This is a genomic window from Aeromonas sp. 2HA2 (assembly GCF_029237345.1).
GTDB classification, from domain to species: domain Bacteria; phylum Pseudomonadota; class Gammaproteobacteria; order Enterobacterales; family Aeromonadaceae; genus Aeromonas; species Aeromonas salmonicida.
In genome coordinates, this window is sequence record NZ_JAACGB010000002.1 from 90,441 (window position 1) to 117,154 (window position 26,714).

A 26,714-nucleotide genomic window follows, 5' to 3' on the forward strand; every position below is an offset into this window, starting at 1 on the left:
GTACCGGATTCATGTTGCCCAGGCAGGGAATGGGCGTTTTGAGTGACGATACCAGAAGGGCGGAACAGGTTTTTTCTCCACGAGTAGACTCGCGCAGCAGTATTGCTCAAAAGCAGACCCCCCCTTTGAATCAAAGGGGGGGTCTTCGGCTCAGCAATCGGCTCCCGGACCAGTGCAGAGACTACTTATGGCTACTGGGAGGCTCATCCACCTGGTCAGGCGGAGAAACCACCGTCTATGGTCAGGCTGGCGCCGGTTATGTATCCCGCTTCGGGCCCTGCCAGATAGGCGACGAAGCTGGCGATCTCCTCATCCTTGCCGTAACGGGCCAGCGCCATCATCCCCTTGAGCTGCGCCGCCGATTCCCCGTCAGCCGGGTTCATATCGGTATCGACCGGGCCTGGCTGCACGTTGTTCACCGTGATGCCCTTCGGGCCCAAATCCCGTGCCATGCCTTTGGTCAAGCCGACCAGGGCCGATTTGCTCATGGCGTAGACGGAACCCCCCGCCATGGGGATGCGGTCAGCGTTGGTGCTGCCGATATTGATGATGCGCCCCCCCTTGCCCATGTGATGTGCTGCTTCCTGGCAGGCCACGAACACGCTGCGAATGTTGACGGCCAGGGTGCGATCGAGATCGTCCAGGGTCAGCTCTTCAATGTCGCCCCATACCAACACCCCGGCGTTGTTGACCAGGATGTCCAGTCGACCAAAGGTAGTGACGGTTTGGCGGATGGCGTGCTGTACGGCGATGGCATCTGCACTGTCGGCACGGATGGCCAGCGCCTTGCCACCTGCAGCCGTGATGGTCGCGACAATTTCTTCTGCCTTGCTGGCCGAGGAGACATAAGTGAAGGCAACGGCGGCACCATCGCGGGCGAGGCGTTTTACAATGGCGGCACCAATGCCGCGTGAACCACCTTGTACGAAGGCAACTTGGCCACTGAGGGATTTAACGGTCAACATCTGGTCTCTCCTGTCTGGTCATGAAGTCATGTCTGAGCGAGTTGGGAACTCAAGGTCATCCAATCCATTACGTGCAAGATGCGGCGTTGAATGAGCCTGTAAACAGTGTGATTGATTCCTTGAAATTGATTAAGTGGCTATTATTCCAATCTCTATTTCCTTCAGGGACTGAATCCGTGGCACTACAAGACCCGTTTCTGAGTGTCAGACACTTTGTCGCCGTGGCGCAGTCGGGCAGCTTTACCGTGGCGGCATTGGCGCTGGGGCTGACCGGCTCGGCGTTGAGCAAGAGCATAGTGCGGCTGGAGGCGCGACTGGGGGTCAAGCTGTTGCACAGAACAACCCGTCGGGTGAGTTTGACCCAGGAGGGGGAGGCGTATCTGGTCAGTTGTCTCCAGGCGATTCGGGTGCTGGAGGCGACAGAGCAGAGCTTTGCATCGGGACAACAGAGTCCGTCGGGTCGCGTTCGAATCGATCTTCCCGCTGCGTTTGGCCGCCGGCATGTACTGCCGATCCTGCTGGATCTGGCTGGCAGCCATCCGCAGCTGGATCTGTCGGTGACCTTCAATGAGCGCAAGGTCGATCTCATTGAGGCCAACATCGATCTGGTGGTGCGCATAGGTGCGCTGGAGGATCAGGCCGATCTCGTTGCGCGTCGGCTGGGAGAGCAGAAGCTGGTCATCTGCGGGGCCCCTTCCTATCTGGCACGACGCGGGGTTCCCCTGACCCCGGATGAGTTGTCACGGCACGACTGCATCATTGACTGGCGCTCTGGGCATCGCCATAGCTGGCTGCTCCGAAATGGCGCAGGCCGGACTGAGGCTTACGACATCCCGGTACGCTATGAAATGGGGGATGGTGAGGCTGTGTTGGCAGCGGCGCTGGCTGGTCTTGGCCTGGTTCAGGTGCCGACCTGGCTGGTCAACGAACAGCTGGATTCGGGAGCGCTGGTCTGTGTGCTTCATGACCAGTCCGGTGGCGAGATGCCGATCAATGTCATCTGGGCCAGGAGCCAGCATATGCAGCCCAAGCTGCGCGTAGTGGTCGATGCTTTGTTGCTGGCGGCGCAAAAGAGTGGCAGTGGTTTCCGGGCCCGCTGAGTCTGTGTCGTCACTGTCCGGCAGTCACATGCGAGCCAGGGAGGCATCTTGTGCCCGCCAGGTGTCGTGACCTGTCAGCGCAGAGCCGGCAGCTCTCCTTATCCACCCCCGACTGTAGGGGCTTGTTTTTCATGCCTTGTGGTCCGCTTTTCGGTAGAATTGCCGCTCATTTAGAAGTCAGATGAGGCGCGGTATGACGGTCAAGTTCCAGGCATTTCACAGCATCAAGGCGATCAACAATCGGGAGGTGCTGTTCAACTGGTCCAGGACCAACCCCCTCGGCGCCCTGGATCAGGTGTGGCGCCCGAAAAACCGCGACGAGCTGCAGGCGCTGCTGCGTGAATACCCGGAGCGCAAGCTGCGGCTGATCGGCTCAGGCCTCTCCTTCGAGCCCATTCACAGCGTCTATGCCGAGGGCAGTCAGGCGCTGCTGGTGGATTTGTACCTGCTGCGCGGCCAGCTGGCGAAAACCGCCGATACCGTCACCTATCAGGCGGGCACGCCGCTCGATACCATCTACGCCGATCTCATCGCCATGGAGCGGATGCTGCCGGCATCCCCGGGCGTCATCGGCATCCAGACACTGGGCGGTGCGCTCAGCACCGGCACCCACGGCCAGGGGCTGCACCAGTCCGCCCTGTGCGATGCCGTGGAGGCGATGACTGTGATGCTGGCCAATGGCGACATCATCCGGGTCGATCGCACCGATCCGCGCTTCGGTGCCTTCGTAATGGGGATGGGCATGCTCGGCATATTGCTCGACGTGCGCCTTCGCACCGTGCCTAACCGCATCATGCGCTGCACCAAGTTCACCACCGACTATCCCTTCCTGCTGGAGCACAACGAGCGGCTCAATCGCGAGCACGGTTTCGTGAAGAGCTGGTGGTTCGCCTGGACCGGCGAGAGCCACATCTGGCTGGTGGATCCCGCTTCCGAGGAAGAGGTGGCCCGTTACCGCGCCGCCGGCAGCGAGCCGCTGCTGCTGGAGGGCGACATCGATGCCCGCATGAATGCCACCATAGATGCCACCCTGCAGAAAATGGCGAAAGACACCAAGGATGAGGCGTTGGCGGGGGAGCACTTCGAGACGGTGCGCCGCTTCAAGGACGCCTCCGATCTGGTGGGCAACGTCTACCAGATCCTCTGCAAGGGGATACCCGCACCCCAGATCAACTGTGAGGTGGCGGTGCCGCTGCACCGCATGAATGAGGCGCTGGAGACCCTGCAAGCGTGGCAGCAGGCCAACCCGGGCGTATTGCACTACCCCTTTATCCTGCGTTGTACCGGTCCCTCCGAGGCCTGGCTCAGCGCCGCCTACGATAAATCGGTCTGCTGGGTCGGTTTCCTGGTCTATCTGGCGGCGGACGGCACCTTCGTCAACGGCTCCATGGAGCAGATGCGAGAGCTGCAGCAACTGCTGGTGCCCCTCGGTGGCATTCCCCACTTCGGTAAGCATCTGGCGATGGATCTCTACGACTTCCCGGCCCTGCTGCCGCGCTGGAACGACTTCCTGGCCCTCAAGGGCGAGCTCGATCCCCATGGCCGCTTCGAGAACCGCTGGCTCAGCGACCTGTTTGCCAACCGGTAAGGATTGAAAATGACCCATATGCAAGATACCCGCGTGCTCATCACCCTGCCGACCCAAGTGGAGTCATCCATATGACAGATATGCAAGACACCCGGATCCCCGTGACTCTGCTGACCGGTTTTCTCGGCAGCGGCAAGACCACACTGCTCAACCACTGGGTCAAGCAGCCGGAACTTGGCGAGTGCGCCGTGCTGATCAACGAATTCGGCTCTGTCGGGCTGGATCACCATCTGGTGCAGCAGGTGGACGAGCAGGTGGTGCTGCTCGATTCCGGCTGCATCTGTTGCTCGGTGCAGGGCTCCCTGGTGGAAGCGCTGCAAGGGCTGTTCATGCGCGCCATCCAGCGCAAGATCAAGCCGTTCAAAAGGCTCATCATAGAAACAACCGGTCTGGCGGATCCGGCGCCCGTGCTGTTTACCCTGCGCGAAGAGGGTTTTATCGCCCAGCGCTACCGCTTCGATGGCACAGTCACAGTGGTGGATGCTGGTCATATCGAACAGCAGCTGGCGGCTCAGTATGAAGCGGTGAAACAAGTGGCGCTGGCGGATCTGCTGGTGGTGAGCAAGGGGGATCTGGTGGAGGACGAGCAGCTGGCGCGCGTCGAGGCCCAGCTGGCCGCCCTCAACCCGGCGGCCCCCATCGAGCGGGTCACCAACGGCGAGCTGTCGCCTGCGGTGCTGGAAAAGCTGGGTGCCTACAACGAGGCGGCGGGGCGTGACGTGCGCCAGCTGCTGGCCTGGCTGCGCACCGAATCCCCCAAGCAGGGACTGGCTTCGCCGATGCAGCCGAAGATGAAGCCGTTCGCCGCCAAGGTGGGCACGGCCGCGCCTACTCACTTCGAGCACGGCAACATAGAGAGCTTCTCCCTGCGCATCGGCGAGCCGCTCAAGCCCTCTCGCCTGCTGGCCGCCATCGATGCGGTGCAGGCCCAATATGGCGATGCCCTGCTGCGCCTCAAGGGGATATTGCAGCTGGAGGGAGAGAGCCAGCCCGTGGTGATCCACGGCGTCCACGGCCAGCTCTATCCGCAGCAGGCTTTGGGAGATTGGCCGGAGGGCAAGGCCCAGTCCCGGCTGGTGTTTATCGTGAAAAGTCAGGACAAGGTGGGGATAGAGCAGTTGTTCCTTGATACGCTCAAGGCCCCCGAGCCCAGTCTGGAAGAGCAGCTCAGAGCCATGCTCGGCCAGCCGGATGCCTGACAGGCTGAGATGACCCGCTTTCGTGCGGGTCTTTTTTTATCTGAAGAGGAGGTGGCTGCTCATGCCCGATAGCACACACATGGTTACGCCTGCCCAACGCAAGTGGCTGCCGCCGCTGGCGGCGGTCGGCTTCTTCATGCAAACCCTGGATGGCACCATCCTCAATACGGCCCTGCCCAGCATGGCCGAAACCCTGGGTGAGAGCCCGCTGCAGATGCAGTCGGTGATCATCGCCTACATGCTGACGGTGGCGTTGCTCATTCCCGCCTCTGGTTGGTTGGCGGACAGGTTCGGCACTCGCCGTATCTATCTGGCGGCTATCCTGCTGTTTACCCTGGGGTCTCTGGCCTGCGCCGCCGCCAATACGCTGCCCATGCTGGTGGCCGCACGGGTGTTGCAGGGGGTCGGCGGCGCCCTGCTGATGCCGGTGGGGCGCCTCGCCGTGCTGAGGGTCTACAGCAAACATGAGCTGCTGCGGGTGATGTCGTTCGTCACCATCCCAGGGCTGGTGGGGCCGCTGATAGGCCCCGCGCTGGGGGGCTGGCTGGTGGAAGTGGCGAGCTGGCACTGGGTGTTTCTCATCAACCTGCCGGTGGGGATACTCGGCTTTATCGCCAGCTGGCACTTCATGCCCGACCTGCGTCAAGGCACGGCCAAGTTCGACTGGCAGGGCTTCGTGCTGTTCAGCGCCGGCATGGTGCTGGTGTCGGTGGGCTTGCAGGGGCTGGGTGAGCACAGCATCTCCACCGGTTGGGCGTTGTTTGCGTTGCTGTCCGGTCTGGCCGCCATGGCGAGCTACTGGCTCTATGCCGCCAATGCCGAGCAACCGCTGTTCAGTCTGGCGCTGTTCAAGACATCCACCTTCGCCATCGGTGTCTGGGGCAACCTGTTTGCCCGCCTCGGCAGCGGCGCCATGCCCTTCCTCACGCCGCTCTTTCTGCAACTGGGGCTGGGGTTCTCACCGAGCAAGGCGGGGATGACCATGATCCCCACTGTGCTCGGCGCCATGCTGACCAAGACGCTGGTGAACAAGCTGATTCCGCGCATCGGTTATCGCCGCATCCTGATCGGCAACACACTGGCGCTGGGGGCCATGATCGCCAGCTTCTACTTCATCGATAACCAGCTTCCCTATGGGGTGCTGCTGGGCTGGCTGATGGTGTTTGGCGCCATCAACTCATTGCAGTTTTCCGCCATGAATACCCTGACCCTGCAGGATTTGAGCCCGGAGCATGCCAGTAGCGGCAATGGACTGCTGTCTGTGGTGATGCAGCTCTCCATGAGCTTGGGGGTCGCCATCGCCGCCAGCCTGCTGGGGCTCTTCTCCGCCGGTTCGTCAGCCTCGGGTGGGCAGTGGCTGGCCGGTTTCCACCTCACCTATTTGTGCATCGGTCTCATGTCCATGCTGGCGGCGCTCATCTTTGCCCAACTGGCAAGCGACAAGGCGTGATCCGGTCGCTGTCGTCAGCAATCAGGCTTGAATCGTGGTGAGATAGCTGACCTGGCAGGGTAACTGGGCCAGCACTCGGGGCAGATGCTCGGTCGCCAGGATAAAGGTCTGCTCCGGGTGGCCCGGCGTCCAGGTGAAGGCATCATGGGTCAACAGGGCCGAGTCCACCAGCAAGGGAATATCAGCCCTCGGCAGGAAGGGGCAGACGGCTCCCGGCAGGCAGCCAATCTCTGCCTGCATTTCCTCGGCGGTGCAGATAGACGGCTTGGCACCGAGCGCGGCCTTGACCGCCTTGTTGTCGAGTCGCCCCCCTTGATGGGTCAGCAGCAGGGCGAAGCGGCCATCCTTGAATTTGAGAAACAAGGTCTTGCTGAACACCGCCTGCCAGCCAAAGCGGGCCCTGACTCTTTCATCGGTGGCGTAGTCGAGGATGGGTTCGTGCTGATAGCGCTGGTGAGGCAATTGGGCCAGTAGCTGGTAGTTGAAGTCGTGAATGGTATCGAGCGGCATGGGGGTCTCCTGTGGCGAGCCCTATCCTGCCAGCCATGGGGGGTCGGGCCCAATCACACTTTCTTATGGCGGATAAGCCGCCTTGCAAGATGCAACAAGGGCACCCTAGGGTGCCCTTGTTGATTCAGTGATGCTGCAGCTCGCGCGCTTCCCAGTGAAAGGGAATGGGGCTGAGTCGCTGGGATGCCTTGTCGTAACCTTGCCACAGTTCGTCCAGCGTGCGGCCATCAACCGGGTGGCGCAGGCTCGGTGCCAGCTCGGCCAGCGGCCAGAGGACAAAGGCATTGGTGAGGATCTCGCCACGGGGTAGCGCGACCGGTACATCGCAGACCAGATCGCCATACAGCAGCAGATCCAGATCCAGGGTGCGCGGAGCAAACTTCTTGGCATCCGGCTCGCGGCCGTGGGCAAACTCCATGGCACGCAGCCGTTGGCACAGGGTCGCCAGCGGCAGATCTGTGTCGGCGCCGACTACCAGGTTGTAGAAGGGGCGACCGGCAAAGCCAACCGCCTCGCTCTCGAATACCCGGGAGACGGTGAGCTCGCCAAATTCGGCATGCAGGGCATCGAGACCGGCGCGGATATGGTGCTCCCGCTCGATATTGGAACCCAGGCTGATGTAGATACGGGTCATGCAGTGCTCCCTGTTATCTGGTTGGCGCCCGGGCTGATATAGATGCTGGTCATCAGCAGGTGCTCGCAGCCGGAGTGCGATGGCGCAGTATCTCTACCCCGACGCCAGCCGCATTGGGGACAGCACCCGGTTTGGTCAGGGTGACCTTGACCCATTGCACCCGCTCGTCGGCCAGTACCAGCATGGCGACCTGCTCGGCCATGGTTTCGACCAGCTCCACCACCTTGCTGGAGGCGTGATCACAGATCTTGCGAGAGAGGGTGGCGTAATCCAGTGCCAGATTGATATCGTCGGTTGCAGCGGCGGGACGGTTGTCAAACCCCATTTCGAGGTCGAAACAGAGCTTCTGGCGAATGCCCTTCTCCCACTCATATACACCGATGGTGGTCAAAACCTCGAGTCCGCGAATAAACACCTTGTCCATGACAGTACTTCTTCTTTACTCTTGATGGGCTGTGATGACAGCGCAGGGATGCAGGCTCGGCAAGCAGTTTGCCGCGCGGTCGGTTTGGGCGACACGCCTTTGGGCAACCCCAAGCCAGAGAATGTGGCCTGCATCATACCCCATTCATATCGTGGTAAAAACGACCAAGATGACGGCCCTGACGATTTTGATGATTATTCTGGCCTACCTGGGCGGCTCGCTGTCCAGTGCCGTGCTGGTTTCCCGCATCACGGGTCTGCCGGATCCACGGGATCATGGCTCCCATAATCCGGGAGCGACCAATGTGTTGCGTCTCGGTGGTCGAGTGGCTGCGCTGGTGGTCTTGCTGCTCGATGTGCTCAAGGGCACGGCGCCTGTCTATCTTGCCTGGTATCTGCAAATCAAGCCCGTCTACCTCGGCTTTATCGGGGTTGCTGCCTGCCTAGGTCACATGTACCCCATCTTCTTCCACTTTCGGGGTGGCAAGGGGGTGGCGACGGCACTCGGCACCATGATGCCCATTGGCTTCACCATGGGGGGAGCCGTGATCGGCACCTGGCTGCTGGTATTGCTGGTGAGCGGCTACTCCTCGCTGGCCTCCATCATTACCGTGTTGCTTAGCCCACTCTTTACCTATCTGATCAAGCCAGAATACACACTGCCGGTTTCCCTGCTCTCCTGCCTCATCCTTATCCGCCATCACGAGAACATAGCCCGTCTGTTGAAGGGGGAAGAACCCAGAGTCTGGGGCCGCCAGGCACAGCGCCGACAGGAAGAAGTAGGGGAAATGGATGATGTTGCGCAAAAAAGAGACGAACGAGACAAAAAGTGAAATTTCCCGTTGACCACCTGCCTTAAAATCCGTTTAATAGCGCCCACGCCCAGATAGCTCAGTCGGTAGAGCAGGGGATTGAAAATCCCCGTGTCGGCGGTTCGATTCCGTCTCTGGGCACCAAATTTGGTGCCATGAAGTAAAAATTAGTTCATGCACAGTGGTTTAAGTGTGCCGGCTTAGCTCAGTAGGCAGAGCAACTGACTTGTAATCAGTAGGTCACCAGTTCGATTCCGGTAGCCGGCACCATTTATATATTGCCCAGATAGCTCAGTCGGTAGAGCAGGGGATTGAAAATCCCCGTGTCGGCGGTTCGATTCCGTCTCTGGGCACCAAGTACAATTCCTCCTTAGTTCAGTCGGTAGAACGGCGGACTGTTAATCCGTATGTCGCTGGTTCAAGTCCAGCAGGAGGAGCCAACATAAAAGCCCAGCAGCAATGCTGGGCTTTTTCTTTGCCTGTTTTTTACGGCTGACCAGAATCGCATGAGAGGTTCAGTTGTTGTTTGTCGATGGAGATGATGGCCTGCTGGTGATCGTTGAGTCTATTAAGTCCCTCCTCCCTGCTGTTGTTTCATCTGTGGATCAGTCCTACATCACCTTGCCGGCGTGATGCCCTGCATCTTCAGCCAGAATGCCTCCTGACAGAGGTTGTGGAACAGCTTGCGTGGCGGCGTGATGGGCATGTGGCTGGTGACAACTCGATAGCTTATCCAGCATTCGGCGCACAGCTGTTCTGAGGGGACCTGGTCCTGCTCTCTCTGATGACAGATGACGACCCCATTGGCGAACCAATAGGTGGTTTGCTGGTGCTGGATCAGGGTGCCACTCTCGTCATTCTCGCTATAGTGCTCACTCTGCTGATGAGTGATGGTTGCTGGCCCAGGTTGCCGATGGATGGCCTTGATATAGGTAATGAGCTGATTCATTGCTGTTCTTGCTTGTGACGGGAGTGGCGGCGTGGGAACGCAGGTCGCAGATGCCGCGAGCTTAGCACTCGGCGCCGCTGGCGGCAATTCCGACCGGGCGGCAGGGTGGCAGGCATGAAGGAGGAAAAGGTGATGGGGATCCCCAGCAACAAGGCCGAGCTGCTGCTCGCCATCGACACGAATTTTGGCAAGCTGCTCAAGGCGTTGCAGGCCGTCCCCGAGAGCAAGGCACAGGAGTTGGCCATGGAGGGGTGCAGCAAGGGCACCTCCATGAGCGTGGCCAACCTGGTGGCCTACCTCATCGGCTGGAATGAGTTGGTGATCAAGTGGATAGAGCGGGATGCGGCGGGCTTGCCGGTGGATTTTCCCGAGACGGGCTTTAAGTGGAACGAGCTGGGCAGGCTGGCCCAAAAGTTCTATCGGGATTATGAGGGGCTGGCCTATTCGGCACTGCTGGCCCGGCTGATGGCGGCCAGGGCCCGCATCGTCGAGCTGATCGTGACGCGCGGTGACGATGAGCTGTATGGTCGCCCCTGGTATGAGCAGTGGACCCTGGGGCGGATGATCCAGTTCAATACCACCTCTCCCTACCACAATGCCAACGGGCGATTGCGCAAATGGTTGAAGGGGAACGGTATTCGGGTATGAATGTTCCCGGTGTTCCCGGTGTTCCCGGTGTTCCCGGTGTTCCCGGTGTTCCCGGTGTTCCCGGTGTTCCCGGTGTTCCCGATGGCGATGCTGGCTGAAGTGGCCCGTATTCTTCCGCTGACTTGCCCCGGTTGTTATACTCCCGCCCCTCAATTTTCCCGGGTGCCGGGTTTATCTTCCCCCTGGCGTGAGGCGGCTTGCCATGCTGCCTTGTCTGGCAAGCGGGTGTTTCCTCCTGAGTTCAGTCGCCAGTTCGGCGGGCTGTTCATCCGGTGTCACGAGTTCAATAACAAAAACAACGATTCACACAGAGACAGTCATCAGGATTGGTATGGAAAATCAAGCAGTTAAAGATTCGCATGCAACGCAAACCTCCCTTCGCCGCTGGCTGGAGCCGGTACTGGTACTGGCCATTCTGGGCAGCCTGTTCGGTTACCTCGGCAGTCTGATGGGGCTCTCCGCCCTGGTCAACACCCTGTTCAATACGGCCCATCAGCTGCTGCTCAATACTGTGCTCTTCATCATGGGGATTACAGTGCTATCGGGGGCGCTGAGCCAGCTGCTCAGTGAGTTCGGGGTGATCCGCCTGCTGGAGGTGCTGCTGGCGCCACTGATGAAGCCCATCTTCCGTCTGCCGGGCCGCACCGCCCTGGCGGCTCTGATGACGTTCTTTTCAGACAACCCGGCGGTGATCAGCCTCGCCAAAGACAGTCGCTTTCGCAAGGGCTTCACCCCCTGGCAACTGGTGTCTCTGACCAACTTCGGGACGGCTTTTGGCATGGGGCTGATCGTGGTGACCTTCATGGCCACCCTGCAACTGCCGAGCGGTGAATCCACTGCCAGTGCGGCCTTGATAGGTCTGCTCGGTGCCCTCATCGGCTCAGTGGTCTCGACCCGGTTGATGCAGCGCATGATCAGGCCGCTGGTGGGGGAGACCCTGATTGATGACGAAGTGGTGAGTGTGGGCGCCAAGCCCGGGCTGAGTCAGGAAGCGGCTCCCACCTGGCTCCGGGTGCTCAATGCCCTGCTCGATGGTGGCAAGTCCGGGGTGGAGCTCGGCATGGCGGTGATCCCGGGTGTGCTCATCATCAGTACCTTCGTCATGTTGCTGACCTTTGGTCCTGGCGACAAGGGCTATACCGGCGAGGCCTTCCAGGGGGTGGCGCTGCTGCCCGTGCTGGCGGCCAAGGTGGGCTGGCTGTTCGAGATGCTGTTCGGTTTTACCCATGCCGAGCTGGTGGCCTTCCCCGTAACTTCGCTGGGAGCGGTCGGGGCCGCCATGTCGCTGGTGCCTCCTTTCATCGGCAAGGGGTGGATCACCGGCAACGAGGTGGCGGTATTCACCGCCATGGGCATGTGCTGGAGCGGCTTTCTGAGTACTCACACCGCCATGCTGGATGCGCTCGGTTATCGCCATCTCACCTCCCGCGCCATAGTGGCTCATACCATAGGTGGTCTCTGCGCCGGTGTGGCGGCCCATCAGCTCTACCTGCTGCTGGGCTGAGTCGGGTTCAGATAACAAAAGAGGCTCTTCGGAGCCTCTTTGCATTTCTCGTTGCGATCACGCTGGCAGCATCGAGACGGCCAGCCCGGCGTTGTGCTCACTCGACATGGCCAATGACGGTTTGTTCTATCACGGCTCCGGGCATCATCTGTTGTATGCCTTCAATCAGCTTGTTCCCGGCTGCTTGCAAAGCTTCCAGGGGCATTTCGGGCAAGCTCTCCAGAATGAACCACATCATGCTCGACTCCACACTGAGCCTGGTCCTGACCCCCTGTCTCCAGTTCCAGCGTCGGCACGTCACCCCCTTGTCATCCCGCCATACCACTTCGCCGGGTTCTGGAGATTCATGAGCCACTTCGCCGCCCTTCATTGTGTCGAATCGCTCGCTGCCATCGGCAACTACCAACCTTGGCATCCCTTCATAGGTAGTCAGGTTTTCGCCCCCGACCGGTATGGCGTACTCAATGCTGATGGCGTTATAGAGGTCAACGACAGGATCGATACTCGGCAGGCTGCTATCACGGGCAACCCGTTTTCTCAGGGCTTCGGCGGAGCAGGGAGTGCGCTGTGGTTTGGCGCCAAACTTTCTAAAGAGGTCCGCCCAGGCAGAGAGGTGTGCATCAGCCCAGGGTGCATCTTCTCTGGCCATGGCAAGGGAGGCTTGTTCCAGAGCCCGCGTCCCCACAGTGGGGTCTGCAATGGCAGCCGCCTGGACAGTGATACTCAAGGCCCGGAATCCGGGAGCCATATCGGTCACTTCAGGGGTGATTAACGGCTTGAACAACGGCATAGCGACTCCAGGGGATTCATTGATAGAGACGACATTTGATGTCTCGATGGCGCATGGCATCAGCCACATCAAACTCAATTTGAGAGCCATCTTGCTTGGGCGATGGCAATAAGAAAATTTACAAAATCTTAAGGCCAATAAGGATTTGGAATGACAAGCAGCCCGTCAGTGAACGATTGGCATGGGATCTCGATCCAGAAGGAAGCTCTGCCTTTTCGTTGTTCTCTCGCGAAATGGGATGAACCGCTCAGGAGCGCTATTTCTGATGCTGCGGAACAACATCAACAACATCAACAACATCAACAACAAGGGCGCCGAGGCGCCCGTTTGCTTGAGTGTCAGACTGACGACATTACAGATTGCCCGGTTTGGGAATGGGGATGCCGAGCAGCAAGTTATCCATCATGCCGACCATGCGGCCCAGCTCGGGTTTGGTGATGGTGTCATTGGCCCCCAGCTGCAATGCCTTCTGGCGGTTGTCATCACTCATCAGCGACGAGAACATTATGATGGGGGTGGTCTTGAAGGCGGGGGTGTCCCGCAGCCGTTTGAGCAGATGCATGCCATCCATTCGGGGCATCTCGACGTCTGTGATGATGCCGCTGACAAACTCGGACACAGGTATCTTCTCCTCCTGTGACAGGCGGTCAAACTCCGTCAGCATCTCCAGCCCTTCTCCCCCGTCCTTGGCCGTCACCACGTTGTAGCCAGCGGTGCGCAGCGTTGTCTCTATCATCTTGCGGATGAAGGCCGAGTCGTCGACCACCAGAATGCTCTTGGCCTGGCGCAGTGCCATCATGCGATCGTCGATGATGACCTTGCGATCCTGGGTCACATCGTATTTCTCCATGCTGAGCTCTGGGTTGATGTCGGCGATGATCTTCTCGAAATCGAGGATCATGATGAGGTTGCCATCGCGCCTGACCACGGCGACCACGCAATCATTCTCGCCCGCTTCCAGAAACTGGCTGGGGGATTCCACATCCTCCCAGGAGACTCTATGGATCCTGCTGACACTGTCGATGAGAAAGCCGTTCGCCATCTTGTTGAAGTCGGTGACGATAACCACTTTGTTGCTGTTGTCCGGGTTGGTGCGGATCCCGAGCCAGCCCGCCAGATCCACCAGTGGGATCAGCCGTTCACGCAGCGAGAAAACCCCGACCATGTGGCGCTGGGCATTGGGGTAGTCGGTCGTTTCCGGTACCCGGATCACCTCGCGTACCTTGGCGACGTTGATACCGTAATAGGCAATCTTCTCCCTGCCATCTGGCAGATGCTTCTTGAGATGAAACTCGATGATTTCGAGCTCGTTGGTCCCGCTCTCGGTCAGGATGGATTTACGCTCTTCCCCGTTTTTGGACATCATGGCGACTCTCGTGCTTCTGGTTGCGCTGGCAGCACCGGCTGCGGTTTTCCCTCAGTATAGGAATGGATCCGTCCACACCGGAGAGATCCACACAACATAACCCTCATAACTGCTTGATCCCGCAAGTAGGAAGGCACGTAACAGCTTAACAGGGAAACAAAGATGCGATGGAGAAGACCATCACACTCACCACAAACAGGAGCGGAACATGGCAGAGGCTGTGGTTGTGATAGGGGCAGGGGGCGGAATCGGGCAGGCACTGGTGGCGCACTGGCTGGCGGCAGGAGCCAACCCAGTCATTGCGGTTAGTCGTCAGCAGGCCCCCGCCGGGAGTGATGATCCCCGCTTGCATTGGCTGCCCTGCGATTACAGCGACCAGCAGATGAGCCGTTGCGTCAGCCATATTGCCGGACTGGCACCTGGTTTACGCCATCTGGTGATCTGCAATGGCGTCTTGCATCAGGGGGAGATCAAGCCGGAAAAACGGCTGGAAGCGCTCAATGTCGAGGCCATGACTCGCCTCTACCAGACCAATGCCTTGCTGCCGCTGCGCTGGATCAACCAGCTGCTCCCGCTGTTTGGCGCCTCACCTTGCACCCTGACGGTGCTCAGTGCCCGGGTCGGCAGCATTGGTGACAACCGCGCTGGTGGTTGGTATGGCTATCGTGCTGCCAAGGCCGCTCTCAATATGTTGCTCAAGTGCGCGTCCATCGAACTCGCCCGGCGTGCCCCGGGCGTCAAGCTGCTGGCGTTTCATCCGGGCACTGTGGATACCCAGCTCTCGCGTCCGTTTCACGCCAATGTGCCGGCCGGCAGCTTGCAGACGCCAGAGCAGGTAGCCTGCCATCTGGTGAGCTTGATGGCGCGACTTGTGCCTGACGGCGAACTCAGCTATCTCGACTGGCAGGGCAAGACTATCGAGTGGTAGGGGCATCCAGCAGGCGAGCCAGCAGGGCTCGCAGCGCCTTGATGATGGCTGGCTTGCCAGCCAGTTGCAGCCTGGCAGCCAGTCGACCCCAGTCCGCGTATTGCCAGATGGTGGCGATCAGCAGCTGGCGCTCGCTTGGCATCAGGGAGGCCAGTCGCGGCAGATTGCCTGTCAGCCAGCGCTGTAGAGTGGATTGGCACAGCTCGAACGGCTTGTGGTGATGGGCGAAGCAATCAAGCTCATCCCGTTCAAACTCATCCAGCTCAGGCACGGCCAGCTCTTGTCCCTTCACACATTGCCACACCAGTTCGGGATCCAGCTCTTTCAACTCCCCGGCCAGCAGGGTAGGTAGCTGTTGTACGAAGCGCTGGCGCCACAGGTCCAGCTCGGCTTGCCACTCGGGTCTCAACGCCTTGAGCAGCAGGGCGGCATGGCTGCCGCTGGCGGCATCCCGCTGCAAACCGATGCGCAGTGTCACCAGCCCGGCCTTGCGCCAGAAGGGCAACAAGTCGGCGCTGGCCGAGAAAGCGGAGCCGAGATAATCGAGCCCTTCCTGCCGGTAGTAGTCCTCCAGCTGGCTGAGCAGTCGTGAGCCGAGCCCGTGGCGATGCAGCGCCGGGTGGATGGCGATGCGCATCACCCGGGCGTAGCTGCGTCCCCCGGCTGTCTTGAAACCGGCGTGGGCAAGCAGGGACTGGGGCAGCAGATGGCCGCGTGGGCGCCGTCGGCCCGCCCAGATATCCTCGGCGAGTTCAGGGGCGATATTGCCCTCCCGCGCTACCAGCGCGACCCCCAGCAGGCTCTGCGCCTGTTCCAGCAGGTGGATGTCGAGATCCGGACTCTCCAGCAGAGATCTGAGGTCGCTCGGCGTGGTCTGGTAGTGGGCCAGCACCAGCAGGCCGAATACTTGATTCAGCAGTGCCTCATCGGCGGCCAGCGTCCCTTGCCCGATCAGCCGCCAGCTCGGGTTGGTCGGCGGTTGGGGAGCATCTACCTCGGTATTGAGGCCAAGGAGGCGAAATACCAGCGGTTCCAGCGGGTCGCGAGTGCTCCAGCGGATGGGCTCGGCCAGGTGGATCTCCTGCCAATCCGGCGTCTGGCGGTCAAGCACTCGCTTGAAACGCAGGTGAAAGCCGCGCCCCGTCCCCTCGTAGCCGTGCTCGGTGGTGGCGAAGACGATGCGATTGTGGCGGGCCAGCATGGCCTCCAGCAGCGGCGTTGGGATGGCGGCGGCTTCATCCACCAGCAACAGATCGGCCTGCAGCGCCTCATGTACCAGTCGATCCGGTGAACAGAACTCGAGGCCCACAAGCTGCTCTTGGGTGGTCTCGAGCGCCCGGGCGGCGTGGGCGAACAGGGTGGCGACAGTGGCATGAGAGGGCGCCGTTACCACTATCTTCAGGTCGGGTTGCTGGCGCAGCAGCGCGGCGGCGGCGAGGCCCAGCAGGCTGCTCTTGCCGCGTCCCCGATCGGCGCTCAGCACCAGGGGGCGGCGGCGATGGCCGTGCAGCACCCTGTGGATGGCGGGCAGAGCAAGAGCCTGATCGTTACTCAATGGCCGTTCGGCGCCTATCGGTTGCCAGGGCTGTTGGCAAACCGGTGGAGCCAGAGAAAGAGCGGGATCGCCTGTCAGCAGCCGCACCAGCCGGGCGATAAAGCCGTGACCCGCCCAGCTTGCCTCCTCCGGCTGGGCTACCAATCTGATCCGGTCGGGATCCGGCCATGCTGGCCACAGCTCTCTGGGCGGTGTCAGCAGCAGCAGCATGCCGCCCGCCCGCAGTGTGCCCGCCAGGGCGCCGAAGGCGTCGGGATGAAAGCCGCTGAAAGCGTTGAAGACCAGCGTGTCGCACTCCTGACCCAGCCGTTGCAGCGCCTTGGCGGAGGGAACGGGCCCGTGGTGGGCGGGGCCTTCCCCCAGCCAGAAGATGGCACCGTCCAGCAGCGGCTCGGCACGGACGATGCAATCAGCCTCATCCCCTTCCAGCCAGATCAGTCGCCGCTCGCCAGCATGGGCGAGGGTCTGGCGCAGGGCTTTCACCTCGACAGGGCTCATGAGGCTGAACTGTCGCCCGCTTTGACGCGCGGTTCAAACATGCGATCCCCTATCTGGTCGATGAAGGTATGAGCCTTTTGCACCATGAAACGTTCAGCATCGGCTGGGTTGGCAAACAGATCGGATCGGATAAATCGATGGGTTTGCAGCACACCATCCAGCTCCTTGGTGATGCGGCCCGCCAACCGGTACTGACCCCCTTCCGCCATGGGCTCTGGATAGATGAGATAACCGGCGTATTCGCTGGGAGTGACGTCGACGGCCTGGGCTGGTTGGCTCCCGAACAGCGCTGTGAACAGTTTCTTGAGCATGATGTTTTCCTCTGTGACAGAGGTATTGTCCCCAAGGGGCTGATGGCTGGCAAGCGAGGGATCTTATTACTAATTGTTATTTGCACTACGAACCATTCTCATTTAGATTTCATGGCATTCCAGCATGAGGTAAACACTATGTACGTCTGTTTGTGCCGTGGCATCACAGATACCCAGATCCGCAAGGCGGTACAGGCAGGCAAGAGCGAGTTTCGTCAACTCAAACAGTCGCTGGAGGTAGGTGCCCAGTGTGGCAAGTGCGTGCGCATGACCATGGAGATCATCACCGCCGAACTCGACAAGGCAGAGCTGGAAACGGCCCCGCTCTACTACGAAGTGGCCTGATCAAGAGCAGGCGTTTTCCAACCCGACCCGGCAGCAGGGTCACCCTTCCTTTCAGGCGAGCAGGCTCGCCAGACCTCTTGTTGTCACTTTTCTGGACTAAGCTCTAACGATCGAAGCCTCAGGCACGAACCAAGGAGCAGAGTCGATGAAAGGAGATCCCAAGATCATTGCCCACCTCAACAAGGTGCTGGCCAATGAGCTGATTGCCATCAACCAATACTTCCTGCATGCCCGCATCTACGATGACTGGGGCCTCAAGGCGCTCGGGCACAAGGAGTATCACGAGTCCATCGATGAGATGAAGCACGCCGACGAGCTGGTCAAACGGGTGTTGTTTCTGGAAGGGCTGCCCAACTTGCAGGATCTGGGCAAGCTGCGCATCGGTGAGACGGTGGAAGAGATGCTGCGCTGTGATTTGTCGCTGGAGATGGACGCCATCCCCGATCTGAAAGTGGCCATCGCCTATGCCGAGTCGGTGCAGGACTATATCAGCCGTGACCTGTTCCAGGACATTCTGGAAGATGAAGAGGAGCACGTAGACTGGCTTGAGACCCAGCTCGATCTCATCGATCGCATCGGGCTGGAGAACTATCAGCAGTCACAGCTGCATCACGGCTCATCCTGAATAGTTATGGCATGAAAAGCTGACTTAAAAACCCGCCAAGGCGGGTTTTTTCATATCCGTTGCATAGCTTTTCATTCGGCTTATCCATATGAAAAATAAGCTTATTTTTGTTAATCAGGTCGCAAAAATATGTTGGGCAGATGTGCACTATTGGAACCCCTATCGGGGGTACACAATAACAACAGGTTAAAGGACTACACCATGCACTTCTTGCCCAACAAGCTTGCGCTGGCTTGCGCCATCGCACTCTCTCTCGCTGCCTGCAATGACAACAGCTCCAACGCGCCGGCGGATCCCGTCGCTACCAAGGCATCCCTGATGCAAATCATGGACGAGGCCCAGCGTGCGAGTCAGGCGCTGGACCCTTACGGATTTGCCATTGATGCGCCAGGGATCGCCCAGCGCAAGGCGCTTGACGGTTCGCTGCTCACCCGGCTGGATGCCATGGATCCGAGCATGTTGAGCGAGCGGGATCGACTGTTCTACGACATGATCCGCTGGGATTTGCAGATCAACCTGGCGGGCTACGAGCTGCCTCAATCCCAGATCCCGATCCATCACTTCCGCAATCGGGTGGTGGATCTGGCCGATGAGGTCGGGGCTGCGCCCGCCAGCGGCAAGGCCGCCCGCACAATCAGCAGCGGCTTCGATTACTTCGAGCAGAGCTCGGCCGAACGAGTCGCGCCGGGAGATGCAGCTTGGCGGCGTGATCTGGACCGTACACCTGCGGGGACTGTTGTAGCCACGCGGGCGAAGGCGGTGACGGCACCGCTGGCCTGGTATCAGGAACACCTCACCTGGCTCAAGGCCTACGACGCCTATCTGGCCGAAGTGAAGCATCAGTTCGAGCTGGGCAGCACCCAGGGCAACACCTTGCCGAATGAGCTGGTGGACAGGCTGCTGGCCCAGCTCGACAGCAAGCTGGACGGTGAAGCCATCTCCGGTGCCTACCTCGGCTGGCAACAGCTGCCAGGGGAGGCCGACGAGGCACTGCGCACCGATTACAAGGCGGTGCTGGACAGCATCAACGGCCGCTATCTGGCGCTGCGGGGCTATCTGGATTATCAGCATGGCGGCGCTTATGCGGTGCGTCTTGGCAACGGTGAGTGTGACGATGGCTTCTGCGGCATGACCAATGGCCGTGACTGGTATCGCTGGTTGCTGAAGAAGCACACCACCACCGAGATGACGCCGGAGCAGGTGCATGCGCTGGGGCTGAGCGAGGTGGAGCGGATCTTCGGCGCCATGGTCAAGGTGTGTCATACCGTCGGCAAGTGCGACAGCGAGGAGGTGGCCCAGAGCAAGCAAAGCGGCCAGATCTATGACTTCTTCCGCTATCTCAACGAGCCTGCCTTCTTCTACCAGAATCCGCTGGCTGTCTGGTCTGCCGGTTTGAATCCGAGCAATGCGGCAGGGGCGGCGCTGAGTGAGCCACAACAGCAGGCGCTGGCCGAACATGAGCGGGCACAGCAGGAGTACAACGCCTTCAAGAGCAAGGCCGCGCTGGTGTTGCCGGACTTCTTCGATGCCGAGCGCACCATCCCCAAACTGGATTACGAGGTGGTGCCCGTTTCCTATGAGGATGCGCCCTATGGCGGCGTTGCCTGGTATCAGGACGGCAACCCGCAGACCGGTCGCAAGGGGCAGTTCTTCCTCAATACCTACTATCCCTATGGTTTGCAGAGCTGGAACATCAGCACCCTGCTGGCCCATGAGGCGGCGCCTGGCCACCACTTCCAGATCACCATAGCCCAGGAGCTGGCGGCCAAGGATCCCGACTTCCCGCAGTATGTGGCGAACGCTTCCTATACCGCCTATGCGGAGGGCTGGGCGCTCTACACCGAATACCTGGCGGATCACGACATGGGGCTCTATCAGGGGCGCGGCCTCTACGATCCGGCCGTGGGGGATGTGAAGGTCGAGGGCTCGTCCGCGTTCAACAACCAGCTGCAGTATTTCGGACGCCTCAACGAGGAGATGCTCAGGGCCATGCGGCTGGTGGTGGATACCGGCATTCACTGGTATGGCTGGAGCCACGACAAGGCCGTCAATTACATGCAGGAGAATTCGGCGTTGGGGGCGGGAGACATAGGATCAGAGGTGCCGCGCTACATGGCCTATACCGGTCAGGCCACGTCTTACAAGGCGGGTCAGCTGGCGCTGATCCGGATGCGGGAGTCCGCCGAGCAGGCCCTTGGCAGCCAGTTTGACCTCAAGGCCTTCCACCACCATGTACTGGAGTACGGCATGTTGCCCATCTCTGTGCTGGAGCAGAAGAACCGGCAGTGGATTGAACAGTCGAAGTGATCACAGTTACGGCGCCCGGCAAGGCAGCGGGCGCCGCTTTCGATTAGGATACGGCTCTATTTCCATCACAATGCTACGGATGATTTACATGGAACTGATTGCACGTGAGATGGCCCCCCACAAGCGGGTGGCGCTGGTGGCTCACGACAACATGAAGACCCCTTTGCTGAACTGGGTGATGCGCCGCAAGGAGGAGCTCAAGCTCCACCATCTCTATGCGACCGGCACCACGGGCACCATGCTCGGCAAGCAGGCGCAACTGCCCATTACCTGCCTCTTCTCTGGCCCCATGGGCGGTGACCAGCAGCTCGGGGCCCTGATTGCCGAAGGCAAGATAGACGTGCTGATCTTCTTCTGGGATCCCCTCAATGCGGTGCCCCACGATCCGGATGTGAAAGCGCTGCTGCGCCTTGCTGCGGTATGGAACATTCCAGTTGCCACCAACGAGGCGACTGCAGACTTCATCATGGATTGCCCCCATATGCGGCAGGCATTCAGCGTACAGATCCCGGATTATGCTGGCTATTTGAAAGCCAGGACCGAATAAAAACAAACAGATATAACAGAGAGCAAAGAGCCGGACACAGTCCGGCTCTTTTATTTGAAAGATGGCAGCACGTTAACGCTGGAAACCCTTCTGGGCGAATTTGGGTCTGGCGCTCATGATCTGCTCCACCTGCTCGTCGCTCATCTTGCCGCGGGAGAGGCCCAGCACCTTGTAGGTGAGCAGCGGCCGTGCCGGCAGGGCAATCATCAGTGCCCGGATCTGGTTCTCGTCCTCTTTCTCCCGTATCGGCTTGCCATAGGCGTAGGTGAGTACGCCGGCATCCATCAGGTTTTTGACGGCAGGCTCGGTGATCGGCAAATTTATGACGCTTTTGCGTTGCAGCACGAACTCGCGCAGTACCGCTTTCTCGTTGAAGTCGAGGAAAGCAATCATCTGGGCCAGCAGATCCTGTTGGCGGCGGGACTGCCACTCTTCACAGGCCCACTCCCAGGCGATCAGAAATGCCTGACTGCAGAAGTAGGAGATGGCGATCAGCATGCCGACCCCGAGCCAGGCTGCGTGGAGCGTGGCCCACTGGCTGACTGCACCTTTCATCAGACCGGCCGGAAACAGCAATATGATGCTGCAGCAGAGTAACAACCAGACCATGAGCCAGTTGAGGCGGTTCAGTTGATAGAAATGTTGGATCCACCGTTTCATCGTTCATCCTTCCCAAACTATTGTGGACAGTAATCAACTCATAGCAATCGTTGTGCCAAGGCGTGGATGCCAGGGGAAAGAGTGGAGATCCGGACGGAGAAATCGAGGGAGCTGACCGAGTGACGAGTTACATTCTCTTACAACTTACTGAGTTAATGATCATTAGTTTGCCTTGTGAGCTGGCCGCCGGTTTGGTAAAAAGCCCGCACTGTCATTGGGGAGTAGCAACCCGCCCGTGATCCGGGCAGGGCTCATGTCAACATTCTTGGATCTTCCGATCCATGGCATGGGCGGCGATAGCATCTATCGCTCTGCAAGACCTTTGGCCTCGATACGCAAGCCAGCCGGGCGAGCCGTATCGGGTCCATCGGTTGTTCTGCTCGCCTGGCGGTTGACTATTATGTTTATCACCCTGCTGTTATTTCTGCTCTCTGCCGTCACCATCTACCTGGCCTGCGAATATTTCGTCAACGGTATCGAATGGACCGGCCATCACTTCAAGTTCTCCCAGAGTGCCACCGGCTCCCTGCTGGCAGCCCTGGGTACGGCCTTGCCCGAATGCATCGTCACCCTGACCGCCCTGCTGATGGGGGATGCTCCCGCCCAGCAACAGATTGGGATCGGCGCCGCTCTCGGTGGCCCTCTTGTACTCTCCACCATAGGCTATGCCGCCGTCGGCGTGACCCTGTTGCTGTGCATGAGCCGTGCCCATCGAGTCATCGACGGCGAGGTGCAGCGCGAGATAGGTCGGGATCAAGCCTGGTTTGTCGGTATCTTCCTGGTGGCTGTTGCCCTCGGCATGGTGGCCTTCACCGGCAAGGCCTGGCTGGCACCGTTGTTTGTGCTGGTTTATCTGGTCTATGTGCGGCGCGAGCTGAAGCAGACCGACAGCCACGAGGTCGAGTTGCCCGAGCCCCTCAAGCTGGATCCCGAGGCCGAGATCCCGGCGCTCGGCAAGGTGCTGTTGCAGACCCTGGTGGCGCTGGTGGTGGTGGCGCTGGCTGCCCAGCTGTTTGTGCATCAGCTGGAGAGCATGGGCGAGCTGTTTGGTCTCTCCCCCGTATTGGCGGCCTTGCTGCTGAGCCCGGTGGCGACCGAGATGCCGGAGCTGATGAACGTGCTGATCTGGGTGCGGCAGGGCAAGAGCCGGCTGGCGCTGGCGAACATCTCAGGCGCCATGATGATCCAGGGTACGATCCCCAAGGCGTTCTGCCTGCTGTTTACCCCCTGGTTGCTGGACAGCACCATGATGGTCTCCTCGCTGGTGACCCTGCTGGCGGTAGTGCTGCTGTGGTGGGGCTTCAGCCGTGCGCAGATGACGGCGGGCAGGCTGGCCTGGGTTGGGCTGGTCTATCTCGGTTTCTGTGGCTGGCTGGTGGTGAGCTGACGGTACGATCCATGTGAAGATGACGCCATGAGAAAGGGCAGGATTCCATCCTGCCCTTTTTATTGTCATCAAAATATCTCAGCTGACGCTGAGCACCGGGATCAGAACTGCTGGAACCAGCGCTGGATCTGGGCCGGATCCTTGCTCTGGGTCAGGGAGAGCATCAGCAGGATGCGTGCCTTCTGCGGGTTCAGGGTGCCGGCGGCCACGAAGCCGTACTTGGCATCGTCGATCTCGGCATCCAGGGTGGTGGCGCCGGTCGGTACGCGGGCGGAACGCACCACGCGGATGCCGTCCTTGCTCGCTTTGGCCAGGGTATCGAACAGTGTGTGGTAGAGGTTGCCGTTGCCCACGCCAGCGCTGACGATACCGTCAAACTTGGCATCCACCATGGCCTTGGCCGGCAGATCGGTGGCGTTGGCATAGCTGTAAACGATGCCCACTTGCGGCAGCTTGTCGAGCTTGCTCACGTCGAATGGAGTCTTGCTGGTGTGCAGACGTGCCGGTGTGCGCTGATAGTCGATTTTGCCGTTATGGATGTAACCCAGCGGGCCGAAGTTGGGGGCAGCGAAGGTCTGCACCCCTGTGGTGTTGGTCTTGGTGACGTCGCGGGCATCCAGCACGGTGTCGTTCATGGCGACCATGACGCCACGGCCCTTGGAGCTGGGGTCGGAGGCGGTGACCACGGCGTTGTAGAGGTTGAGCGGGCCATCGGCACTCATGGCGGTGGAGGGGCGCATGGCACCGACCAGCACCACAGGCTTGTCGCTTTTGACGGTGAGGTTGAGGAAGTAGGCAGTCTCTTCCATGGTGTCGGTACCGTGGGTGACGACGATGCCATCCACGTCATCCTTGGCCAGCAGCTCGTTGACTCGTTTGGCCAGGGTCAGCCACACCTCGTTATTCATGTCCTGGGAGCCGATCTTGACTACCTGCTCCCCCTGCACCTCGGCCACGTTCTTCATCTCGGGCACGGCGGCGATCAGGGTCTCGATGGCCACCTTGCCTGCTTCATAGTTGGATTGGGTGGCGGACTGTCCCGCTCCGGCTATGGTGCCACCGGTAGCCAGGATATGAACCTGTGGCAGGGCCATGGCCATCGGGGAGAGGGTCAGGCCAAGTACGGTGGCGATCAGTGTCTTGCGGATAGGGAGAGTCATGCTGCAAATCCTTCTGAGTGATAAAAATTGCAGCAAGTTTGCGCTTTCTGTTGAGGGGGTCTGTGATGACTCTCACCAAAAAACAGCTGGGTACAGAATTTTAACCTGATTTATACCTCTATAGAGATAATTTAACTCGCCAAGAAACCCTTGGCTTCAATCAGGGCGATCAGCTCCGCCTTGCTCAGTTCGCTCTCGACGACGGCCTTGCTGCTGGCAAAATCCACCTGGGCCTGGGTCACTGCACTCTGGGCCAGCAGGGCTTTTTGCAGGCTGGCGGCGCAGCCACCACAGGACATGCCGGAAATGGTGAGTTCGATGGTCATGGGATCACTCCTCTGTTGATGTGCAGCCAGCCTAAAGCTGCCGCCCGCAGCAAGGTCAAGCCCTGCCATACCCAATGCAGACTAGCCCATCAACCCCAGATAGTTCATCAGGGCGGCGCCCAGGCTGGTGGTGATGAGCGAGCCCAGCGTGGTGGTGGCTATGATGTTGGCTGCCAGTGCGCTGTCGCCCCCCATGGCGCGGGTCATCACATAGCTGGCGGCGGCAGTGGGGGTGGAACTTATCAAAAACAGTATGCCGAGGGCCTGCTGGCTGAAGCCCAGCGCCCAGGCCCCCAGCACCAGCAACAAGGGAATGCAGAACAACCGGTTGACGGTGGCCCAGCCGGTCAGCATGGCGCCGCCGCGCAGGGCTTTGAGATTGAGACTGGCGCCGGTGCAGAGCAGGGCCAGTGGCAGTGTCATGTTGGCGAAGTAGTTGCCCGTGGTGATGATCAGCTGGGGCAACTCAATGCCGAGCAGGCCAAATGGCAGGGCCGAGAGGATGGCGATGATGAGAGGGTTTTTGGCGATCCCGTTAAGAATGGGTTTGATCCCTTTGCCGCCCCCCAGACTGCGGGTGAGGGTGATGACGGCCAGGATGTTGTAGAGCACGGTTACCGAGCCCACCAACAGGGCGGCGGCGCCGATCCCCTCCGGCCCGTAGGCGTTTTGCACATAGGCCAGCCCCATGATCCCCATGTTGCCGCGAAAGCTGCCCTGCACGAAGATGCCGCGCTGACGCCGCTCCGGGATGAAGCGGGCCGCCAGTGCCTCAAGGATCAGAAAGCCGGTGAGGGTGCCGAGCAAGCCGTAGAGAATGAGCCATGGACTCGGCATGGTGGAAAAATCGGTGCGTACCATGCTGAGAAACAGCAGGGCGGGCAGGGTGACCTGAAACACCAGGCGGGAGGCGGATTCGACGAAGCTGTCTGGCAGCAGACCCAGCTGCTTTAGCCAGATGCCGAGCAGCAGCACCACACAGATGGGACCTGTGATGGAGAGGGAGAAGTGCAGACTTGCCAACAGATCCATGATGCGCGTCCTGTGCAATGGCGAACGGCGCGGCGATCGCCGGGGCAAAAAAGGTATTCTAACGCCATGGGCTTGTATTCACAGGGCTTAATCACAACAATGTGGGCAATTCCACCGCCGATCCCCCTGTGAGCCAATTCATGGACAAGAAACTGACCATCCTCGATATCGCCCGCCTCTCGGGCGTCGGCAAGTCGACCGTCTCCCGGGTGCTCAACCAGGATCCCAAGGTGAAACAGGCGACCCGCGAGCGGGTGGAGCAGGTCATCGCCGAACACGGCTTCGTGCCGAGCAAGTCGGCGCGGGCCATGCGTAGCCAGAGCCAGCAGGTGGTGGGGATCATCGTCTCGCGCCTCGATTCCAGCTCGGAGAATCAGGCGGTGCGCGGCATGCTGGAGACCCTCTATCAGCGTGGCTATGACGCCGTGCTGATGGAGAGCAAGTTTGCCCCGGCCAAGGTGCAGGAGCATCTGGCTGTGCTGGAGCGGCGCGGAGTGGATGGCATTATCCTGTTTGCTTTCAACGATCTGGACTATGCGGCCATGGCCACGCTCAAGGACAAACTGGTGCTGGTGGCGCGTGAATATCCTGGTTTCTCCTCGGTCTGTTTCGACGATGGGGGGGCTGTGCGCTCCATGCTGGCAGAGCTGGCCATCCGCGGGATAAGCGACATCGCCTATCTCGGTGTCGATACCTCGGATCTCACCACAGGTCAGCGCCGGCTCGATGCCTATCTCGGCTACTGCGCCGAACAGGGACTGACGGCGCGCAGTGCCCTCGGCGATCTCAGCCTGCAAAGTGGCTACCGGCTGGCTGCCGACTTGCTTACCCCCACCACCCAGGCGCTGGTCTGCGCCAGCGACACCCTCGCCATAGGTGCAGCAAAATACTTGCAAGAACAAGGGCGTAGCGAAGTGCTGGTGACCGGCCTTGGCAACAACCCCATGCTCACCTTTCTCTTCCCCAACGCCCTCAGCCTGGATCTGGGCTACAAAAGGGCAGGGGAGCAGGCGGCCCGCCAGCTGCTCGGCCAGATTGAGCAGGGCCGCTGTCCGCTGGCGACCATAGCACCCTGCCACACACTGTGAGCACCAT

Annotated in this window: 28 protein-coding genes, 4 tRNA genes and 1 riboswitch; of the genes, 19 read left to right on the top strand and 13 right to left on the bottom strand. The window is 60.1% G+C overall.

Translation table 11 applies throughout. From position 1 onward, the window contains the following. Positions 1 to 215: 215 nt before the first annotated feature. On the bottom strand, positions 216 to 965 hold the full coding sequence (locus tag GWQ29_RS03740; RefSeq protein WP_275908308.1) for a 3-oxoacyl-ACP reductase family protein: 750 nt from the start codon (positions 963 to 965) through the stop codon (positions 216 to 218). A gap of 176 nt (positions 966 to 1,141) precedes the next feature. On the opposite strand from GWQ29_RS03740, the gene GWQ29_RS03745 reads away from it, so the two are divergent. The 4 genes from GWQ29_RS03745 to mdtD all read left to right on the top strand — a co-directional run bounded on the left by GWQ29_RS03745 (position 1,142) and on the right by mdtD (position 6,302). After that, positions 1,142 to 2,065: a LysR family transcriptional regulator gene (locus GWQ29_RS03745; RefSeq protein ID WP_058394577.1), complete on the top strand. Its 924-nt coding sequence runs from the start codon at positions 1,142 to 1,144 to the stop codon at positions 2,063 to 2,065. Between the two features lie 193 nt (positions 2,066 to 2,258). Next, positions 2,259 to 3,653 (top strand): D-arabinono-1,4-lactone oxidase, encoded by a 1,395-nt coding sequence (locus GWQ29_RS03750; protein WP_212539633.1) that lies wholly within the window; start codon positions 2,259 to 2,261, stop codon positions 3,651 to 3,653. 71 nt (positions 3,654 to 3,724) lie between these two features. After that, on the top strand, positions 3,725 to 4,852 hold the full coding sequence (locus tag GWQ29_RS03755; RefSeq protein ID WP_275918780.1) for a GTP-binding protein: 1,128 nt from the start codon (positions 3,725 to 3,727) through the stop codon (positions 4,850 to 4,852). A gap of 61 nt (positions 4,853 to 4,913) precedes the next feature. After that, positions 4,914 to 6,302: a multidrug transporter subunit MdtD gene (mdtD, locus tag GWQ29_RS03760; protein ID WP_275918781.1), complete on the top strand. Its 1,389-nt coding sequence runs from the start codon at positions 4,914 to 4,916 to the stop codon at positions 6,300 to 6,302. Positions 6,303 to 6,323: 21 nt separating this feature from the next. Here mdtD and GWQ29_RS03765 read toward each other — a convergent pair whose 3' ends face one another. The 3 genes from GWQ29_RS03765 to folB form a co-directional block, all read right to left on the bottom strand. Beyond that, positions 6,324 to 6,812 (bottom strand): YbaK/EbsC family protein, encoded by a 489-nt coding sequence (locus GWQ29_RS03765; RefSeq protein WP_275909893.1) that lies wholly within the window; start codon positions 6,810 to 6,812, stop codon positions 6,324 to 6,326. A 124-nt stretch (positions 6,813 to 6,936) separates the two neighbouring features. Next, a complete protein-coding gene (gene folK / locus GWQ29_RS03770) occupies positions 6,937 to 7,446 on the bottom strand; it encodes a 2-amino-4-hydroxy-6-hydroxymethyldihydropteridine diphosphokinase (protein ID WP_059113475.1) in 510 nt (169 codons plus the stop codon). A 52-nt stretch (positions 7,447 to 7,498) separates the two neighbouring features. Next, positions 7,499 to 7,870: a dihydroneopterin aldolase gene (gene folB / locus GWQ29_RS03775; protein ID WP_275908312.1), complete on the bottom strand. Its 372-nt coding sequence runs from the start codon at positions 7,868 to 7,870 to the stop codon at positions 7,499 to 7,501. Between the two features lie 169 nt (positions 7,871 to 8,039). On the opposite strand from folB, the gene plsY reads away from it, so the two are divergent. The 5 genes from plsY (at position 8,040) to GWQ29_RS03800 (ending at position 9,121) form a co-directional block, all read left to right on the top strand. Further along, positions 8,040 to 8,702: a glycerol-3-phosphate 1-O-acyltransferase PlsY gene (gene plsY / locus GWQ29_RS03780; protein WP_059169255.1), complete on the top strand. Its 663-nt coding sequence runs from the start codon at positions 8,040 to 8,042 to the stop codon at positions 8,700 to 8,702. Between the two features lie 47 nt (positions 8,703 to 8,749). Then, positions 8,750 to 8,825: transfer RNA gene (locus GWQ29_RS03785), tRNA-Phe, on the top strand. Between the two features lie 50 nt (positions 8,826 to 8,875). Continuing rightward, positions 8,876 to 8,951 (top strand) — tRNA-Thr (locus tag GWQ29_RS03790). A gap of 10 nt (positions 8,952 to 8,961) precedes the next feature. After that, positions 8,962 to 9,037 (top strand) — tRNA-Phe (locus GWQ29_RS03795). A gap of 8 nt (positions 9,038 to 9,045) precedes the next feature. After that, positions 9,046 to 9,121: transfer RNA gene (locus GWQ29_RS03800), tRNA-Asn, on the top strand. 176 nt (positions 9,122 to 9,297) lie between these two features. Here GWQ29_RS03800 and GWQ29_RS03805 read toward each other — a convergent pair. Then, entirely contained in the window at positions 9,298 to 9,630 is a 333-nt protein-coding gene (locus tag GWQ29_RS03805; RefSeq protein WP_265462582.1) for a hypothetical protein, read from the bottom strand. 132 nt (positions 9,631 to 9,762) lie between these two features. Here GWQ29_RS03805 and GWQ29_RS03810 point away from each other — a divergent pair, with 132 nt between their 5' ends. The 3 genes from GWQ29_RS03810 to GWQ29_RS03820 are packed head-to-tail and all read left to right on the top strand — an operon-like array spanning position 9,763 to position 11,782. Next, a complete protein-coding gene (locus tag GWQ29_RS03810) occupies positions 9,763 to 10,278 on the top strand; it encodes a ClbS/DfsB family four-helix bundle protein (RefSeq protein WP_275919012.1) in 516 nt (171 codons plus the stop codon). Further along, complete coding sequence (locus GWQ29_RS03815) at positions 10,279 to 10,629, top strand: hypothetical protein (RefSeq protein ID WP_275918782.1); 351 nt, start codon at positions 10,279 to 10,281, stop codon at positions 10,627 to 10,629. Continuing rightward, positions 10,610 to 11,782, top strand: a complete 1,173-nt coding sequence (locus GWQ29_RS03820) for a nucleoside recognition domain-containing protein (protein ID WP_059113481.1) — start codon at positions 10,610 to 10,612, stop codon at positions 11,780 to 11,782. The genes GWQ29_RS03815 and GWQ29_RS03820 overlap by 20 nt, the downstream gene beginning before the upstream one ends. A gap of 97 nt (positions 11,783 to 11,879) precedes the next feature. Here GWQ29_RS03820 and GWQ29_RS03825 read toward each other — a convergent pair whose 3' ends face one another. Together GWQ29_RS03825 and GWQ29_RS03830 are read right to left on the bottom strand one after the other, a co-directional pair. Continuing rightward, entirely contained in the window at positions 11,880 to 12,572 is a 693-nt protein-coding gene (locus GWQ29_RS03825) for a B3/4 domain-containing protein (protein WP_275918783.1), read from the bottom strand. A gap of 352 nt (positions 12,573 to 12,924) precedes the next feature. Then, positions 12,925 to 13,938 (bottom strand): chemotaxis protein, encoded by a 1,014-nt coding sequence (locus tag GWQ29_RS03830; protein ID WP_005314079.1) that lies wholly within the window; start codon positions 13,936 to 13,938, stop codon positions 12,925 to 12,927. A 208-nt stretch (positions 13,939 to 14,146) separates the two neighbouring features. On the opposite strand from GWQ29_RS03830, the gene GWQ29_RS03835 reads away from it, so the two are divergent. Next, a complete protein-coding gene (locus GWQ29_RS03835; protein WP_275918784.1) occupies positions 14,147 to 14,866 on the top strand; it encodes an SDR family NAD(P)-dependent oxidoreductase in 720 nt (239 codons plus the stop codon). Here the strand turns inward: GWQ29_RS03835 and GWQ29_RS03840 are convergent. Both GWQ29_RS03840 and GWQ29_RS03845 read right to left on the bottom strand, forming a co-directional pair. After that, positions 14,853 to 16,919, bottom strand: a complete 2,067-nt coding sequence (locus tag GWQ29_RS03840) for a GNAT family N-acetyltransferase (protein ID WP_275918785.1) — start codon at positions 16,917 to 16,919, stop codon at positions 14,853 to 14,855. The two genes, GWQ29_RS03835 and GWQ29_RS03840, sit on opposite strands and share 14 nt — an antisense overlap. After that, complete coding sequence (locus tag GWQ29_RS03845; RefSeq protein ID WP_275918786.1) at positions 16,916 to 17,230, bottom strand: HlyU family transcriptional regulator; 315 nt, start codon at positions 17,228 to 17,230, stop codon at positions 16,916 to 16,918. The genes GWQ29_RS03840 and GWQ29_RS03845 overlap by 4 nt, the downstream gene beginning before the upstream one ends. 138 nt (positions 17,231 to 17,368) lie before the next feature. Between GWQ29_RS03845 and GWQ29_RS03850 the strand changes: the two genes are divergently transcribed. The 4 genes from GWQ29_RS03850 to GWQ29_RS03865 all read left to right on the top strand — a co-directional run bounded on the left by GWQ29_RS03850 (position 17,369) and on the right by GWQ29_RS03865 (position 21,054). Then, positions 17,369 to 17,575: a bacterioferritin-associated ferredoxin gene (locus tag GWQ29_RS03850; protein WP_275918787.1), complete on the top strand. Its 207-nt coding sequence runs from the start codon at positions 17,369 to 17,371 to the stop codon at positions 17,573 to 17,575. 145 nt (positions 17,576 to 17,720) lie between these two features. Beyond that, positions 17,721 to 18,200, top strand: a complete 480-nt coding sequence (gene bfr / locus GWQ29_RS03855; RefSeq protein WP_005314068.1) for a bacterioferritin — start codon at positions 17,721 to 17,723, stop codon at positions 18,198 to 18,200. Between the two features lie 201 nt (positions 18,201 to 18,401). Continuing rightward, positions 18,402 to 20,507 carry a DUF885 domain-containing protein gene (locus tag GWQ29_RS03860; protein ID WP_275918788.1) on the top strand — a complete coding sequence of 702 codons (2,106 nt, stop codon included), beginning with the start codon at positions 18,402 to 18,404 and terminating at the stop codon, positions 20,505 to 20,507. Between the two features lie 88 nt (positions 20,508 to 20,595). Next, positions 20,596 to 21,054 carry a methylglyoxal synthase gene (locus tag GWQ29_RS03865; protein ID WP_021139003.1) on the top strand — a complete coding sequence of 153 codons (459 nt, stop codon included), beginning with the start codon at positions 20,596 to 20,598 and terminating at the stop codon, positions 21,052 to 21,054. A 72-nt stretch (positions 21,055 to 21,126) separates the two neighbouring features. Here GWQ29_RS03865 and GWQ29_RS03870 read toward each other — a convergent pair whose 3' ends face one another. Then, positions 21,127 to 21,714, bottom strand: a complete 588-nt coding sequence (locus tag GWQ29_RS03870; protein WP_275918789.1) for a superinfection exclusion B family protein — start codon at positions 21,712 to 21,714, stop codon at positions 21,127 to 21,129. 204 nt (positions 21,715 to 21,918) lie between these two features. Then, positions 21,919 to 22,025: riboswitch (yybP-ykoY riboswitch) on the top strand. A gap of 89 nt (positions 22,026 to 22,114) precedes the next feature. Between GWQ29_RS03870 and GWQ29_RS03875 the strand changes: the two genes are divergently transcribed. Beyond that, a complete protein-coding gene (locus GWQ29_RS03875) occupies positions 22,115 to 23,101 on the top strand; it encodes a sodium:calcium antiporter (protein ID WP_275918790.1) in 987 nt (328 codons plus the stop codon). A gap of 101 nt (positions 23,102 to 23,202) precedes the next feature. Here GWQ29_RS03875 and ansB read toward each other — a convergent pair whose 3' ends face one another. From ansB to GWQ29_RS03890, 3 genes are all read right to left on the bottom strand, one after another. Continuing rightward, positions 23,203 to 24,261, bottom strand: a complete 1,059-nt coding sequence (gene ansB / locus GWQ29_RS03880) for an L-asparaginase 2 (RefSeq protein ID WP_275918791.1) — start codon at positions 24,259 to 24,261, stop codon at positions 23,203 to 23,205. A 131-nt stretch (positions 24,262 to 24,392) separates the two neighbouring features. Beyond that, positions 24,393 to 24,587 carry a heavy metal-associated domain-containing protein gene (locus GWQ29_RS03885; protein ID WP_265421008.1) on the bottom strand — a complete coding sequence of 65 codons (195 nt, stop codon included), beginning with the start codon at positions 24,585 to 24,587 and terminating at the stop codon, positions 24,393 to 24,395. Between the two features lie 81 nt (positions 24,588 to 24,668). Further along, positions 24,669 to 25,619: an AEC family transporter gene (locus tag GWQ29_RS03890; RefSeq protein WP_275918792.1), complete on the bottom strand. Its 951-nt coding sequence runs from the start codon at positions 25,617 to 25,619 to the stop codon at positions 24,669 to 24,671. 140 nt (positions 25,620 to 25,759) lie between these two features. On the opposite strand from GWQ29_RS03890, the gene treR reads away from it, so the two are divergent. Then, positions 25,760 to 26,707, top strand: a complete 948-nt coding sequence (gene treR, locus GWQ29_RS03895) for a trehalose operon repressor TreR (protein WP_275918793.1) — start codon at positions 25,760 to 25,762, stop codon at positions 26,705 to 26,707. The last annotated feature ends 7 nt before the right edge of the window (positions 26,708 to 26,714 follow it).

Coding starts and splice junctions, on each gene's coding strand:
- GWQ29_RS03740 (WP_275908308.1), bottom strand. CDS start 965: ATGTTGACCGTTAAATCCCTCAGTGGCCAAGTTGCCTTCGTACAAGGT.
- GWQ29_RS03750 (WP_212539633.1), top strand. CDS start 2,259: ATGACGGTCAAGTTCCAGGCATTTCACAGCATCAAGGCGATCAACAAT.
- GWQ29_RS03755 (WP_275918780.1), top strand. CDS start 3,725: ATGACAGATATGCAAGACACCCGGATCCCCGTGACTCTGCTGACCGGT.
- mdtD (WP_275918781.1), top strand. CDS start 4,914: ATGCCCGATAGCACACACATGGTTACGCCTGCCCAACGCAAGTGGCTG.
- GWQ29_RS03765 (WP_275909893.1), bottom strand. CDS start 6,812: ATGCCGCTCGATACCATTCACGACTTCAACTACCAGCTACTGGCCCAA.
- folK (WP_059113475.1), bottom strand. CDS start 7,446: ATGACCCGTATCTACATCAGCCTGGGTTCCAATATCGAGCGGGAGCAC.
- folB (WP_275908312.1), bottom strand. CDS start 7,870: ATGGACAAGGTGTTTATTCGCGGACTCGAGGTTTTGACCACCATCGGT.
- plsY (WP_059169255.1), top strand. CDS start 8,040: ATGACGGCCCTGACGATTTTGATGATTATTCTGGCCTACCTGGGCGGC.
- GWQ29_RS03805 (WP_265462582.1), bottom strand. CDS start 9,630: ATGAATCAGCTCATTACCTATATCAAGGCCATCCATCGGCAACCTGGG.
- GWQ29_RS03810 (WP_275919012.1), top strand. CDS start 9,763: ATGGGGATCCCCAGCAACAAGGCCGAGCTGCTGCTCGCCATCGACACG.
- GWQ29_RS03815 (WP_275918782.1), top strand. CDS start 10,279: ATGTTCCCGGTGTTCCCGGTGTTCCCGGTGTTCCCGGTGTTCCCGGTG.
- GWQ29_RS03820 (WP_059113481.1), top strand. CDS start 10,610: ATGGAAAATCAAGCAGTTAAAGATTCGCATGCAACGCAAACCTCCCTT.
- GWQ29_RS03825 (WP_275918783.1), bottom strand. CDS start 12,572: ATGCCGTTGTTCAAGCCGTTAATCACCCCTGAAGTGACCGATATGGCT.
- GWQ29_RS03830 (WP_005314079.1), bottom strand. CDS start 13,938: ATGATGTCCAAAAACGGGGAAGAGCGTAAATCCATCCTGACCGAGAGC.
- GWQ29_RS03835 (WP_275918784.1), top strand. CDS start 14,147: ATGGCAGAGGCTGTGGTTGTGATAGGGGCAGGGGGCGGAATCGGGCAG.
- GWQ29_RS03840 (WP_275918785.1), bottom strand. CDS start 16,919: ATGAGCCCTGTCGAGGTGAAAGCCCTGCGCCAGACCCTCGCCCATGCT.
- GWQ29_RS03845 (WP_275918786.1), bottom strand. CDS start 17,230: ATGCTCAAGAAACTGTTCACAGCGCTGTTCGGGAGCCAACCAGCCCAG.
- GWQ29_RS03850 (WP_275918787.1), top strand. CDS start 17,369: ATGTACGTCTGTTTGTGCCGTGGCATCACAGATACCCAGATCCGCAAG.
- bfr (WP_005314068.1), top strand. CDS start 17,721: ATGAAAGGAGATCCCAAGATCATTGCCCACCTCAACAAGGTGCTGGCC.
- GWQ29_RS03860 (WP_275918788.1), top strand. CDS start 18,402: ATGCACTTCTTGCCCAACAAGCTTGCGCTGGCTTGCGCCATCGCACTC.
- GWQ29_RS03865 (WP_021139003.1), top strand. CDS start 20,596: ATGGAACTGATTGCACGTGAGATGGCCCCCCACAAGCGGGTGGCGCTG.
- GWQ29_RS03870 (WP_275918789.1), bottom strand. CDS start 21,714: ATGAAACGGTGGATCCAACATTTCTATCAACTGAACCGCCTCAACTGG.
- GWQ29_RS03875 (WP_275918790.1), top strand. CDS start 22,115: ATGTTTATCACCCTGCTGTTATTTCTGCTCTCTGCCGTCACCATCTAC.
- ansB (WP_275918791.1), bottom strand. CDS start 24,261: ATGACTCTCCCTATCCGCAAGACACTGATCGCCACCGTACTTGGCCTG.
- GWQ29_RS03885 (WP_265421008.1), bottom strand. CDS start 24,587: ATGACCATCGAACTCACCATTTCCGGCATGTCCTGTGGTGGCTGCGCC.
- GWQ29_RS03890 (WP_275918792.1), bottom strand. CDS start 25,619: ATGGATCTGTTGGCAAGTCTGCACTTCTCCCTCTCCATCACAGGTCCC.
- treR (WP_275918793.1), top strand. CDS start 25,760: ATGGACAAGAAACTGACCATCCTCGATATCGCCCGCCTCTCGGGCGTC.